Below are 12,526 nucleotides of genomic sequence, written 5' to 3' on the forward strand. Positions count from 1 at the left end.
GGTTGGCGACTGCTTTGCCGGTCAGAGCCCGATATGTCGTTCGAGTATGCTCGAATCGCTTTTCAGTTGCTGTGGGCCGCCGTCGAACACCACCTCGCCCTTGACGAGGATGACGTGACGGTCGGCGAGGTCCAGCAGGACCCCCACATTCTTGTCGACCACGATGGTGGCGATGCCGGTGTCCTTGACGTGGCGCACCACCCGCCAGATTTCCCGGCGGATCAGCGGCGCCAGGCCCTCGGTGGCCTCGTCCAGGATCAGAAGATCGGGATTGGTCATCAGCGCCCGGCCGATGGACAGCATCTGCTGCTCGCCACCCGAGAGATGGGTGCCCATGTTGTCCAGCCGCTCGGCCAGACGGGGGAAAGTCTCCAGCACCCGCTCATAGGTCCAGTCGGCCCGTCCGTCCCATCCCTTGCGCGCCGCCATCACCAGATGCTCCCGCACGGAAAGGTTATGGAACATGCCGCGTCCCTCGGGGACATAGGCGATACCGTGACGGATCACCGCCGAAGTCTCCAGGCCGGTGACGTCGCGGCCGCGCACGACGACCTTGCCCCGGCGCGGGCTGACGATGCCCAGCAGGCTTTTCAGCAGGGTGGACTTGCCCATGCCGTTGCGGCCCATCAGCGCCACCGTCTCACCCCGCCCCACGCGGAAATCCACGCCGTGCAGGATATGGCTGGCGCCGTAATAGGTGTGCAGGCCCGAGGCGTCGAGGACGTTTTCCATCAATATGCCTCCGCCCCGTCGCCGAGATAGGCGTCCTGAACCGCCTTGCTGGCGCGGATCTGCTCTAAGGGCCCGCTTTCCAGCAAGCTGCCGTTGACCATCACCGACAGGACCCTGGCGATGGCGAAGACGGCATCCATGTCATGCTCGATGAGGATCAGGGTGTAGGTCTCGGCCAGATCCCGCAGCAGGCCGACCATGCCCTCGGATTCCTCCTTGCCCATGCCGGCCAGCGGCTCGTCGAGCACCAGGACCTGGGGCGCGGTGGCCAGCACCATGGCGATCTCCAGCTGACGCTGCTCGCCATAGGACATGGTGCCGGCCATGCGCCCGGCCTTTGAGTCCAGCCCGGCCCGCTCCAGCGCCTCGGACGCCCTGGCGGAAACCTCCCGGTAGGCGGTGGCGGGACGCAGGAAGCGCAGCGAGGTGGTCAGCAGCGACTGGGCCGCCAGACGGCAATTCTCGAAGCAGGTGAAGCTGGGGAAGATGTTGGTCTTCTGGTACGAGCGCCCGATGCCGAGGCGCGCCACCCGGTGGGCCGGTAGCCGGGTGATGTCGGCGCCCCGGAACATCACGTGCCCGCCCGAGGCCGGCAGGTGCCCGGTCAGCAGGTTGACGAAGGTGCTCTTGCCGGCGCCGTTGGGGCCGATGATGGCGTGGGCCTCGCGCTCCCGAAAACCGATGGACACCGAATTCACCGCGATCAGGCCGCCGAAGGCCTTGGTCAGGCCCTTGGTCTCGAACAGAAAGGGAGAGACGCTCATGGCTCCCCCTCCCCTTTCTTGCCGCACCATTGCAGCAACAACCCCGCCACGCCCTTGGGCAGGGCGAGCACGATGGTGATCACCAGCACGCCCATGGGCAGCAGCCAATGCTCGGTCACCGCTTCCAGGCCGAAATGGGCCAGTTCCAGGATGAAGGCCCCCAGCACCGGGCCGAACAGGGTGCCCATGCCGCCCAGGATGACCATCACCAGCACATGGCCCGATTGATGCCAGCCCAGCATGGCGGGGCTGACGAAGCCGTACTGGGTGGCCGCCAGAAAGCCCGCCAGACCGGCCAGGGCTCCTGCCAGGGCGAAGGCCACCAGCTTGTAGACCATGGGATTGAAGCCCAGGCCGCGCACCCGCCCCTCGTTGACGCCGATGGCGGCCAGCACCCGGCCGAAGGGCGAGGCCAGCACCACGCGAAGCCACAGATAAACCGCCACCAGGCAGCCCAGGACCACGAAGAAGAAGGCCTGCTTGCTCTCCAGGTTGACCAGGGTGATCCCGAAGGCCTCCACATTCGGCTTGACGTAGATGTAGGCCCCGTCCGAGCCGCCGGCCAGCTTGGAATCATTGAAGAAATAATAGCCCATCTGCCCGAAGGCCAGGGTGACCATGATGAAGTAGATGCCGGCGGTGCGGATGGCCAGAAAGCCCACCACCGCCGAGACCGCCGCCACCGCCCCCATGGCGGCGGGCAGCACCACCCAGGCATTGGCCGCCTCGTATTGCGGGCTCAGCAGGGCCAGCATGTAGCCGCCCAGGCCGAAGAACGCCGCGTGCCCCAGGCTGACCAGCCCGGCCACGCCCACCAGCAGGTCGAGGCTCATGGCCAGGATGGCCAGGATCATGATGCCGGTCAGCTTTTGCAGCAGGAAGGCGTATTTGGCGGAAAAGGCCAGCGGCCCCCAGGCCGGGAACAGCGCCAGGGCCGCCAGCAGCACCAGGAGAAGCAGGGAAAGCCGGCGGGGAAGACGGTTCATGAGAACAGCCCCCGGGGCTTCCACAATAGCACCGCCGCCATCACGCCATAGACGGTGAAACTGGCGAAATCGGGGGCGAAGACCTTGCCGAAGGTGTCGGCCAGACCGATCAGCATGGCGCCGAGAAAGGCGCCCTTGATGGAGCCGACGCCGCCGATCACCACCACCACGAAGCACAGGATCAACACGGAATCCCCCATGCCCGGCGCCACCGAGGTGATGGGCGTCGAGATGGCTCCGGCCAGTCCGGCCAGGGCGGCGCCCAGGGCGAACACCACGCCGAACAGCAGCTTCACGTTGATGCCCAGCGCCGCCACCATGTCGCGATTGGAGGCCCCGGCCCGCACCCACATGCCGAAGCGGGTCCGGGTAATGACCAAATACATGCCGACGGCCAGCACGGCGCAGACCCCCGACAGCATCAGGCGGTAGACGGGATAGGACAGAGTGTCGGTCAGCCGGATGGACCAGTTGAGCGCGGCGGGCACCGCCACGCCGTGCACATCGGCCCCCCAGATCATGCGGGTGGCCTCGTTGAAGATCAGGATCAGACCATAGGTCAGCAGCACCTGATCCAGATGGTCGCGGCGATACAGGGTGCGAACCAGCAGGGCCTCGATGCCATAGCCGATGGCGGCGGCGATGGGCAGCGACAGCAGCACCGCCGCACCGAGGCTGCCGGTGGTCCGGGCCAGCCAATAGGCCAGATAGGCGCCCAGCATGTAGAAGGCGCCATGGGCCAGATTGATGATGCCCATGATGCCGAAGATCAGGGTCAGCCCGGAGGCGACCAGGAACAGCAGCAGCCCGTATTGGACGCCGTTCAGCACCTGAATCAGGAAAAACCAGAAATCCATCGTGGCTCCAGACCGCGCGCGTCGAGTCGAGTTCACCGCCCCGCGAAGCCCGCCCCCACCGGCACCAAGGGTCCGGCGGGCAGCGGCCTCCACCTCCGCGGGGCGGCCGTCTCGAACGATCAGCCCATCTTGCAGCCGATGGCCGGATCGGCCAGGGCCTTGTCCGCCACGCCGACCACCACTTCCTGGCCGCCCTTGACCTGGCGCAGGTAGATGTCCTGCACCGGGTTATGGGCCTTGGACAGGGTGAAGGTGCCACGCGGGCTCTTGATCACCGCCTTTTCCATGGCGGCGATCAGTTCGGCCTTGGCGCCGGCATCGCCCTTGACCGCTCCCATGCCCTGGAACAGCAACTGGGCGGAATCATAGCCCTGCACCGCGTAGACATCGGCCTCCTTGGAGAAGGCCTTGCGATAGGCGGCGCGGAACGAGGTATTTTCCGGCGTATCCAGCGCATCGGCGTAATGAAGAGTGGTCAGGACGCCCTCGGCGGCGTCGCCCTGCGCCTTCAGCACGCCATCGGTGAGGAAGCCCGGCCCCATCAGCGGAATGGATTTGAGACCCGCCGCCGCGTAATCCTTGACGAACTTCAGCGCCCCGGACCCGGCGAAGAAGACGAAGACGCCATCGGGCTTCAGCGAGGCGATCTCCGTCAGGTTGGCCTGGAATTCCTCCTGCGGGAAGGGCACCAGGATCTGCTTGGCGACCTTGCCGCCCGCCTTGGTGAAGCCCTGCTCGAAGCCGTTGACCGCCTCCTCGCCCGCCGCGTATTTCCACGACATGGTGACCACGTTCTTCATGCCGCGGTCGACGGCGACCTTGCCCATGGGGAAAGCGGTCTGCCAGTTGGTGAACGAGGTGCGGAAGATATTGGGCGCGCACAGCGGCCCGGTGGCGGCACCCGCCCCGGCATTGGCGATGACGGCGATGGTGCCGGTCTCGCGCACCACCTTGACCATGCCCAGGGCCACGCCCGAATGGACCGGTCCCACCACGAAATCCACGGTCTCGCCGGTCACCAGCTTGTTGGTGTTCTCCGGCCCCTTGGCTGGGTTGGACTCGTCATCCACGGCGATGAACTGAACGTCGCGTCCGCCCAGTTTGCCGCCGCGCTCTTCCAGCGCCAGCTTGAAGCCGTTGGTGATGGCCTCGCCCAGGCCGGCATAGGTGCCGGAATAAGGCAGCAGAAAGCCGACCTTGACCTTGGCGGTGTTGCCGATGGCGAAACGGGTCGGCACGAAGCCCCCCGCGCCGGCAGCCACGACGGCGCCCGCCCGCAATACCGCGCGGCGGGAAAATCCCTTGCAATCTTCCATGACCATACCTCCCAGGCATTCAGGCACTTTCGGCCCGTTCCGTTGTCTCGTTGAAGGAACCCGGCAGTCCCGGCCGGAAGTTCCCCTCCCCGCCCTTTCCGCTCCACCGGAACGGGCGACATCGCATCGGATACGGATCCACCTAAATCGGCATCCTAATGCGCATTTCGTTGGAATGCAATCGCGCCCCCGGCTGGGGTGTTGATCTTGGGCGGCGAGCGGTTCACCATTCGCCGCACCGGATCGGAACCAAGGAGCCTCCAGCCGTGACCACCCATCTGTTCGAGCTTGCCCTACCCGCCGTCGCCGTCAAGGGGGAAGCGGCGCTTTACCCGGTCCGCCGGGTGTTTTGCGTCGGGCGCAACTATGCCGGCCACGCCCGCGAGATGGGCGGCGACCCCAACCGGGAAGCGCCGTTCTATTTCACCAAGCCGGCCGATGCGCTGGTCCCCGGCGGCGGCGATATTCCCTATCCGCCCGGCACGGCCAACCTGCATCACGAGATCGAACTGGTGGTGGCGCTGTCGCGTTCCGTCTACAAGTGCACGCCCGACGAGGCGAGCACCGCCATCTTCGGCTATGCCGTGGGCCTGGACATGACGCGGCGCGACCTGCAGTTCGCCGCCCGCGACAAGGGGCGGCCGTGGTGCCTGGGCAAGGCGTTCGAATTCTCCGCTCCCATCTCCCCCCTGGTCCGCGCCGACGCGCCCAAGCTTGCCGGCAGCATCACGCTGGAAGTCAACGGCCAGATCCGCCAAAGCGGCGATCTCAACGAGATGATCTGGTCGGTGCCCGAGGTGATCGCCCATCTGTCCCAGTACTACCACCTGGGGGCGGGCGACCTGATCTTCACCGGCACTCCCGAGGGTGTCGGCCCGGTGGTGGCCGGTGATGTCCTGCGGGGCGCCATCGAGGGCGTGGGTGAACTCGAGGTCCACATCACCCCGGAACGCTGAGCCGCCGTCGCTGCGGCCTCCGCCTCAGCTTCCCGTGCTGGGGCGGAGCGTGAAGTTGAAGGTGGTGCCTTTCTGGGGTTCGGACTCCACCCAGATGGAGCCGCCGAACCGGTGCACGATGCGGCGGCACAGCGCCAGGCCGATGCCGGTTCCACCGGGGAAGCGGGCCGGTTCCAGCCGCTGGAAGATGACGAAGATCTTCTCGAAATAGGCCGGCTCGATGCCGATGCCGTTGTCGCGGACCGAGATGAGCCACAGCCCCTTGGGCTCCAGCGTGGCCTTGATCTCGATCTGCGGGGGCGCATCGGGCTTGCGGTAGATCAGCGCGTTTTCCAGCAGGTTCTGGAACAGGCTTTCCGCCTGCCGCGCCTCGGCCAGAACCACGGGAAGCGCGTCCATGGTGACGGTGGCGCCCGAAGCCTGCAGATCCGGGCCGAGATTGGTCAGCACCGATTTGACCACCGCATTGAGATCCACCGGCACGAATTCCGGCGGCGAGCGCGAAACGCGGGCATAGTCGAGAAGATCGGGAATCATCGACGACATGTGCTTGGCGCCGCCGACGATGTAGCCGATGAACTCGTCGGCATCCTTGTCCAGCCGCCCCTCGTAGCGCCGTGCCAGCAATTGCGCATAGCTGGCGATGTTGCGCAGCGGCGTCTGCAGGTCGTGGGACGCCACGTAGGCGAACTGCTCGAGATCGGCATTGGACCGCGCCAGTTCATCGGTCTGCAGTTCCAAGGTGCGCCAACTGCGCAACATGCCGAATCCGCCCAATGTGGTGACGATGATGAAGGCGCCGGCCAGGACGATCACCTTGATGCCCTCCTTGCGCCATTCGCCCAGGTAATCCTCGGTGGCCATGCCCACCAGGGTGATCAGGGGGTAATTGGCGATGGGCTGGTACGAGAAGGTCCGCCGGATATTGTCGGCGCCCGCCGAGGCCTCGTAGGTCCCCCCTTGCGGGTTGGCGGTGATCCGCTCGCGGAAGGTGTTGGAGACCGTGGTCTGCCCCACATAGCCCGCATGGGGAAAGCGGGCCAGCAGATCGAAATTGCGCGAGGCGTCGCCGCGCATGACCACCGTGCCCTGCGGCCCCACCTCGAGATTGTTGAATTTCTGCTCGAACCAGGAAATGGTCACCGGGGCAAAGACGATGCCGGCGAAGCTGCCATCAGCGTATTCCAGACGCCTCGCGAAGATCAGCACCCATTTGTTGCTGATGCGACCCAGAGTCGGCGGCGAGATGGCCAGGCCGAATCCCGGATTGTCGCGATGGGCGAGGAAATACTCGCGGTCACCGATATCGGTCCCATATCCGGACATGTCGGCACTGGCGATCACCACGCCGGCCGCATTGGTGAACCGAAGGCCGTCCGCCATCTTCAGGCGGCTTTGCAGCCGGGCGAGGAAGCCGGTCATCTCCGGGCCGGCAATAGCGCCGCCGGACCGGTAGACACGCGTCACCTCGTCGCTGGCACTGCGCAGGGCCAGATCGATCTGACCGATGTCGCCAGCAATGCTCTGCGAGACTAGGCGGTTGGTGTTGCGCGACGAAACCGCGGCGCGGTCCTGGTATTGCCGGTAGCTGGCATCGAGGGAAATCCAGGCCAAGCCCAGCACGGACGCATTGACGAACAGCAGCAACGCCACCAACCGCCAGCGAGAGGCCTTGAACCTGTTGTAATCCATAGCGACGCTTGCCACCTTTGTCCTCCCTCCCCAGAAGGGCAACAGCGCAGAGAAATCACCTTACCTCAAGCCAATAGGCTTGCCCAGACGTTCCCATACCATTGCAACGCTAAATCCGCCGTTGACAACAACCGTTCCCACGCACCCCTACTCTGACGGCACCACCGCGTAAGTAATCATACGATCGCATCTTGGTCGCCTGCAAAAATCATTTGATGCTGGATGACCCCAACGATAATGATGTCGGGGGCGAGGGCGAGGAAACGGGCAGCGGATAATCATTCAATGGCAATACCCACCAAAGACGATCTCGAAGCCGCTCCGGAAGCCCTGCTTGAGGGGGCCTACTGCACCAAGGTCGAGGATTTTTTCTCCCCTGGTTCGCGGGATCTGATTGGCCGTTTTCTGACCAATTTCACGGAATCCCTGATCATCACGCCGACCGAGCTGGTGTTTTCGGCCAAGTATCAGAAAAGGCTGAACGACGCCGGCCGCACAATGATGAACGCCGTCGACAAGATCGCCACCCTCCAGGCCAAGTTGAAGGGGGGAAGCGCGGCCCAGCGCCTGCGCGACCTCAACACCCTGATCAGCGCCGGCATGAAGAAGCTGTGGGACGACGAAAAGGACAAGCCGCCGCCCGCCGTCCCCCCCGAAGGCTTTTCCGCCTATTGCGCCGGCCTGAAGGGCAGCCCGACCGAAAAGGATTACGCGGCTAACCGCGTTCTGACCGAGATTCTTTTCTCTCATAAGGTGTGGAAGGACAAGGTTGCCGTCCTGGTGAAGATGTTCCATCTCACCAAGGGCAAGGACGAGAACCGCTATATCGAGCAGGTCCTGTCCGAATGTTTGAAGAGCGACCCGGCCCTCGATCAGATGCTGGGCCTGTGCGAAACCCTCGAAGAACGCTGCAACGATCTCGCCGATCTGTGGAAGGGCGAGTGGAAGCAGCGCGACACCGCCCATGCGCTGGTGGAAGACCTGGCCGCCATGATCGCCGATGGCTCTGCCCCCAATTGCAAGGCTTCGGTGGAATATTCCCTGCTGCGCACCCTGGCCAACAAGATGCCGCTGCGCTCGGCCGAACCCGAAATCGAGATCTCCGCCCTGTTCGACCTGTTCCGGCGCATGTGGACGGGAAACACCCTGATCGGCGGCGGCAAGGCGCTGATCTCGCTCGAGCGGCGTCAGGCCCGCCACCTCAACAAGGAGGGGGTCACCGACCTGCTGCGCGAGCGCAAGGTGCTGGCGGACCGCTACGCCTTCCTGATGCAGTTGACCACGGTGGCGGTCGGCCAGGGCAATCGCGCCACGCTGAAGACCTTCATCGATCACTATTTCAGCGACAAGGACTTCGTCCCCCGCGTCGTCTCCGGCCAGGAGCCGCCGGTGCCCAAGATGCAGACCCTGGCCGGCATCCACCGCGCCATCAAGGCCTCATGGCTGCCCGACGCGGACAAGGCCGCGTTCATGGCTCAGATGGAGGCGGCCCAGGCCCAGCTGCTGAAGAACTCCCGCCTGTTCGAACAGATCGACAAGAAGGGCGGCGGCCCGGCCCAGAAGGTTCTGACCCTGCTGGACCTGTCCCGCAAGGGAACCTTCATCGACGGAGCGACCATGGATGCCGTGCGCCAGTTGCTGAACACCTACCTGCGTGATCCTGGTTTCCTCACCGACTATCTCGGCACGGCCTCGGGCGAGGAGAAGGAGCGCAAGATGATGCTGCTGACCAAGACCCTGGCCAGCATCGGCATCACGGTCTGATCAGCCCCCCAGCGCCTTGACCAGGGCCTTGAACGGCAGTAGGACGCAACCATGGCGGCTTTTGTGCGGCCGTACCGGCAGAAAGACCGCCAGGGCGGGAACGGCCGGTTCCGCCCCCGTCTTCAGCAGGCCGGAGAGCTGAGCCAGCAGGTGTTGCGCCTGCCCGGCATCCAGCCCCACCGCCTGCTCCGCCGCCAGGCCGGCGGCGGCCTTGCACAGCAGGCAGCCCTTGATCCGATGGCCGAATGCCGCGACCCGCCCCTCCTCCACCTTGAGGTCGAGATCGATCCGATCGCCGCACAAGGGGTTGTCGAGGCTGGCGCTGGCATCGGGACCGGCAACCGCCGCCGGCTCCCGCCCCGCCAGATCCTTGAGGCCCTGGCCGTAGAGATCGTCGCTCATCGCAGCACCTTGACCGCCTCGGCCAGCCCTTGCAGCAGCGCCTCCACGTCCGATCGGTCGGAATAGGGCGCCAGCGAGGCCCGGACGGTCCCCTCCTCCAGCCCCAGGACGCTCATCAGCGGCCGGGCGCAATGGGCGCCACCACGCACCGCCACGCCGCGCTCGGCCAGCAGATGGGCCAGATCGTGGGGATGACAACCGTCCACCGTGAACGACACCACCGGCACGCGGGCCTCCAGGCCCAGCGGCCCGACGATCCGCACACCCTCCATGGCGCGCAGCCCATCCAGCAGGTGCCAGGTCAGCGCCGATTCCTGCTGATGCACCGCCTGCCAGTCGAGGCCGCTCATCCAGTCCAATGCGGCGGCCAGACCGACCGCCTGGGCCACCGGCGGGGTGCCCGCCTCGAAACGGTGGGGCACCTCTCCCCAGGTGAAGCCGTCATCGTCCACCGCGCCGACCATGCCGCCGCCCATCACCAGCGGCGCCATGCCGTCCAGCACCTCGGCCCGCCCCCACAGCACCCCGACGCCGGTGGGGCCATAGGCCTTGTGCCCGGCGAAGGCATAGAGATCGGCGCCCAGGGCGCGGGGATCGACCCGACCGTGAGGCACCATCTGGGCACCGTCCACCACCAGTCTGGCCCCCACCGCATGGGCCGCCTCGGCCAGCCGGGGCAGATCGCTGATGGCGCCGGTGACATTGGAGGCGTGGGTCACCGCCACCACCTTGCAGCGGGACGAGATCACCGCGCCCGGATCGCCGAGATCCAGCCGTCCCTCGGGCGTGACCGGCAACCAGCGCAGCGTGAATCCCCGCTCCTTGGCCAGGGCCATCCAGGGCAGGCAGGCGGAATGATGCTCCAGGCGGCTGACCACCACCTCGTCGCCCGGCCCCAAAGTTCGCCCCAGCCCCCAGGCCGCCAGGTTCAGCGCCAGGGTGCAGCCGCCGGTGAACACAACCTCCTCGGCCGGTGCGTTGAGGAAGCGGCCCACGGCTTCACGGGCGCCGTCATAGGCCGCATCGGCGCGTTGCGCCGATTCGTGCAGGCCCCGCCGGACGTTGGAACGGGCGACGCGATTGAAGCTGGCGACGGCCTCGGAGACCAGTCCGGGAAGCTGGGCCATGGCGGCGTTGTCCAGGTAATGGAATCCCGGACGCGACAGGGCGGGAAAGGCCTCGCGCATGGATTGGCTCATCCCTCTCCTCCCAACGCCCGCAAGCTTTCGGGCGTGTCCACATCGATCAGAATGCCGTCATCGGCCATGGGCACCTCGATCACCGCCTCGGCATGCTGGGCGATCAGCCCCCGGGCGCCCTTGTCGCCGGTCAAGGCCCGCATGGCGGCGAAGAAGCGCCGCGACAGCAGCACGGGATTACCCCGCCGTCCCTGGAACACCGGCACGCAGATGCCGTCGGGCCGGAAGGCGGCGGCCAGGGCCGCCACATGGGCGGCACTCACCCTCGGCATGTCGGCCAGCAGCACCATGACGCCGTCCACCCCCTCCGGCAAAGCCACCACCCCCGCCGCCAGGGACGACGCCATCCCCTCGGCGGGATCGGCATTGACCACCCGCCCCACGCCGGGCGGAAATTCGGGCTGGGCCTCCGGCCCGGTGACCACCAGCACCGGTCCCAGGCCCCCGTCCAAAGCCGCGGCCAGAGCCGTTTCCAGCATGGTCCGCCCCTGGACCCGCATCAGGCGCTTGTCGCCGCCCATGCGGCTGGCCCGTCCCGCCGCCAGCACCAGCCCGGCCAGGCTCATTCCCCGCCTCCCTGGGCCAGGGCGCGGCGGGCCAGCACGGGAATTAGAGCGGCACGGTACTCGGCGCTGGCATGCAGGTCGCGGCTGAGATCGTCCACCGGCACCGTCAGGCCCTCGAGGGCGGCGGGGGAAAAGTCCCCGGCCAGCGCCATCTCGAATTCCGTCAGGCGGAAGGGGCAGGATGCCGCCCCGGTCACCGCCACCCGGATGCCGTCGTCCGTCTCGGCGACCAGCACCCCCACCACGGGATAGCCCGAGGCGGGATTGCGCACCTTGGCATAGGACGCGCGGCGCGGCAGGGGATAGCTGACCGAGACGATCAGTTCCCCCGGCTCCAGCGCCGTCTCGAACATGCCGAGAAAGAAGTCGGCGGCGGCGATGACCCGCCGGTCGGTGCGGATCTCGGCGCCCAGGCCCAGCACCCCGGCGGCATGATCGCTGGCCGGGTCGGCATTGGCCAGGGCACCGCCCAAGGTGCCCATATTGCGCACCTGCAGATCGCCGATGGAGCCGGCGAGCTGCGCCAAAGCGGGAATGGTGGACCGCGCCGCCAATTGGGCATGGGGCACCGCCGCCCCCACCACCAGCCGCCCGGCCTCGGCATGGATGCCGGCCAGTTCCGGCAGGCGGGCGATGTCGATCAGGGCGGAGGGCTGGGCCAGGCGCAGCTTGAGCGCCGCCAGCAGGCTCTGGCCTCCCGCCAGATAGCGCCGCTCCTCGCCATCATGGGCACAGACGGCCTCGGCGACGCTTTGGGGGCGGAGATAGTCGAAGGGAAACATCAGCCCTTCTCCCCGATGGTCTGGGCGATGGCCTCGACGATGGGGCGATAGCCGGTGCAGCGGCACAGATTGCCGTCCAGGCCGTGGCGGATGGCCGCCTCGTCGGGGCTGTCCAGATGGGCGACCAGATCCAGACCGCTCATCACCATGCCGGGCGTGCAGAAACCGCATTGCAAGGCATGACGGTCGCGGAACGCCGCCTGCAGCGGGTGAAGGGTCCCGCCCTCGGCGACGCCCTCGATGGTCAGAACGCTGCGCCCGTCGGCCTGGGCGGCCAGGATCAGGCAGGATTTGACGGCGCGGCCGTCCAGGTGAACGGTGCAGGCGCCGCACTGGCCGGTGTCGCAGCCCACATGGGTCCCCGTCAGGCCGAAGCCCTCGCGCAGCAGCGCCACCAGCAAGGTGTTGGGCTCCACCTCGGCCTCCACCTCGCGGCCGTTCAGGGTGAACGCGACACGCATGGGCTCGCTCCTTTGATTTGCGCTCCGGACGACGCTATCATCGGCGCCG

At 66.7% G+C, this 12,526-nt stretch carries 13 protein-coding genes; 2 read left to right on the forward strand and 11 right to left on the reverse strand.

The features are described 5' to 3' along the window. Window positions 1–21: 21 nt before the first annotated feature. From AMB_RS14450 to AMB_RS14470, 5 genes are all read right to left on the reverse strand, one after another. Complete coding sequence (locus AMB_RS14450; RefSeq protein WP_011385247.1) at window positions 22–732, reverse strand: ABC transporter ATP-binding protein; 711 nt, start codon at window positions 730–732, stop codon at window positions 22–24. Next, window positions 732–1,496, reverse strand: a complete 765-nt coding sequence (locus tag AMB_RS14455; RefSeq protein ID WP_011385248.1) for an ABC transporter ATP-binding protein — start codon at window positions 1,494–1,496, stop codon at window positions 732–734. Before AMB_RS14455 ends, AMB_RS14450 begins: the two co-directional genes overlap by 1 nt. Continuing rightward, window positions 1,493–2,482 (reverse strand): branched-chain amino acid ABC transporter permease, encoded by a 990-nt coding sequence (locus AMB_RS14460; protein ID WP_011385249.1) that lies wholly within the window; start codon window positions 2,480–2,482, stop codon window positions 1,493–1,495. Before AMB_RS14460 ends, AMB_RS14455 begins: the two co-directional genes overlap by 4 nt. After that, window positions 2,479–3,339, reverse strand: a complete 861-nt coding sequence (locus tag AMB_RS14465; RefSeq protein ID WP_011385250.1) for a branched-chain amino acid ABC transporter permease — start codon at window positions 3,337–3,339, stop codon at window positions 2,479–2,481. Before AMB_RS14465 ends, AMB_RS14460 begins: the two co-directional genes overlap by 4 nt. Before the next feature lie 119 nt (window positions 3,340–3,458). After that, a complete protein-coding gene (locus tag AMB_RS14470; protein WP_043746703.1) occupies window positions 3,459–4,655 on the reverse strand; it encodes an ABC transporter substrate-binding protein in 1,197 nt (398 codons plus the stop codon). A 266-nt stretch (window positions 4,656–4,921) separates the two neighbouring features. On the opposite strand from AMB_RS14470, the gene AMB_RS14475 reads away from it, so the two are divergent. Then, window positions 4,922–5,611 (forward strand): fumarylacetoacetate hydrolase family protein, encoded by a 690-nt coding sequence (locus tag AMB_RS14475; protein ID WP_043744625.1) that lies wholly within the window; start codon window positions 4,922–4,924, stop codon window positions 5,609–5,611. Between the two features lie 24 nt (window positions 5,612–5,635). On the opposite strand, the gene AMB_RS14480 is transcribed toward AMB_RS14475, so the two are convergent. Beyond that, on the reverse strand, window positions 5,636–7,318 hold the full coding sequence (locus tag AMB_RS14480) for a sensor histidine kinase (RefSeq protein WP_011385253.1): 1,683 nt from the start codon (window positions 7,316–7,318) through the stop codon (window positions 5,636–5,638). Window positions 7,319–7,588: 270 nt separating this feature from the next. On the opposite strand from AMB_RS14480, the gene AMB_RS14485 reads away from it, so the two are divergent. Next, complete coding sequence (locus AMB_RS14485) at window positions 7,589–9,067, forward strand: hypothetical protein (protein ID WP_148207423.1); 1,479 nt, start codon at window positions 7,589–7,591, stop codon at window positions 9,065–9,067. On the opposite strand, the gene AMB_RS14490 is transcribed toward AMB_RS14485, so the two are convergent. From AMB_RS14490 to AMB_RS14510, 5 genes are read right to left on the reverse strand one after another with little or no spacing between them, the layout of a single operon-like run. Next, the gene (locus AMB_RS14490) at window positions 9,068–9,469 is read right to left on the reverse strand and encodes an iron-sulfur cluster assembly scaffold protein (RefSeq protein WP_011385255.1); all 402 of its coding nucleotides are present in this window, start codon (window positions 9,467–9,469) and stop codon (window positions 9,068–9,070) included. Continuing rightward, window positions 9,466–10,668: an aminotransferase class V-fold PLP-dependent enzyme gene (locus AMB_RS14495; RefSeq protein WP_011385256.1), complete on the reverse strand. Its 1,203-nt coding sequence runs from the start codon at window positions 10,666–10,668 to the stop codon at window positions 9,466–9,468. The genes AMB_RS14490 and AMB_RS14495 overlap by 4 nt, the downstream gene beginning before the upstream one ends. After that, window positions 10,665–11,234, reverse strand: coding sequence for a nucleotidyltransferase family protein (locus AMB_RS14500; RefSeq protein ID WP_011385257.1), 570 nt, complete (start codon window positions 11,232–11,234; stop codon window positions 10,665–10,667). The genes AMB_RS14495 and AMB_RS14500 overlap by 4 nt, the downstream gene beginning before the upstream one ends. Beyond that, window positions 11,231–12,016, reverse strand: a complete 786-nt coding sequence (locus tag AMB_RS14505; protein WP_011385258.1) for an FAD binding domain-containing protein — start codon at window positions 12,014–12,016, stop codon at window positions 11,231–11,233. The genes AMB_RS14500 and AMB_RS14505 overlap by 4 nt, the downstream gene beginning before the upstream one ends. Then, window positions 12,016–12,477, reverse strand: coding sequence for a (2Fe-2S)-binding protein (locus tag AMB_RS14510; RefSeq protein WP_011385259.1), 462 nt, complete (start codon window positions 12,475–12,477; stop codon window positions 12,016–12,018). Before AMB_RS14510 ends, AMB_RS14505 begins: the two co-directional genes overlap by 1 nt. Window positions 12,478–12,526: the final 49 nt, after the last annotated feature.

The organism is Paramagnetospirillum magneticum AMB-1 (genome assembly GCF_000009985.1).
Lineage (GTDB): Bacteria > Pseudomonadota > Alphaproteobacteria > Rhodospirillales > Magnetospirillaceae > Phaeospirillum > Phaeospirillum magneticum.

Coding starts and splice junctions, on each gene's coding strand:
- AMB_RS14450 (WP_011385247.1), bottom strand. CDS start 732: ATGGAAAACGTCCTCGACGCCTCGGGCCTGCACACCTATTACGGCGCC.
- AMB_RS14455 (WP_011385248.1), bottom strand. CDS start 1,496: ATGAGCGTCTCTCCCTTTCTGTTCGAGACCAAGGGCCTGACCAAGGCC.
- AMB_RS14460 (WP_011385249.1), bottom strand. CDS start 2,482: ATGAACCGTCTTCCCCGCCGGCTTTCCCTGCTTCTCCTGGTGCTGCTG.
- AMB_RS14465 (WP_011385250.1), bottom strand. CDS start 3,339: ATGGATTTCTGGTTTTTCCTGATTCAGGTGCTGAACGGCGTCCAATAC.
- AMB_RS14470 (WP_043746703.1), bottom strand. CDS start 4,655: ATGGAAGATTGCAAGGGATTTTCCCGCCGCGCGGTATTGCGGGCGGGC.
- AMB_RS14485 (WP_148207423.1), top strand. CDS start 7,589: ATGGCAATACCCACCAAAGACGATCTCGAAGCCGCTCCGGAAGCCCTG.
- AMB_RS14490 (WP_011385255.1), bottom strand. CDS start 9,469: ATGAGCGACGATCTCTACGGCCAGGGCCTCAAGGATCTGGCGGGGCGG.
- AMB_RS14495 (WP_011385256.1), bottom strand. CDS start 10,668: ATGAGCCAATCCATGCGCGAGGCCTTTCCCGCCCTGTCGCGTCCGGGA.
- AMB_RS14500 (WP_011385257.1), bottom strand. CDS start 11,234: ATGAGCCTGGCCGGGCTGGTGCTGGCGGCGGGACGGGCCAGCCGCATG.
- AMB_RS14505 (WP_011385258.1), bottom strand. CDS start 12,016: ATGTTTCCCTTCGACTATCTCCGCCCCCAAAGCGTCGCCGAGGCCGTC.
- AMB_RS14510 (WP_011385259.1), bottom strand. CDS start 12,477: ATGCGTGTCGCGTTCACCCTGAACGGCCGCGAGGTGGAGGCCGAGGTG.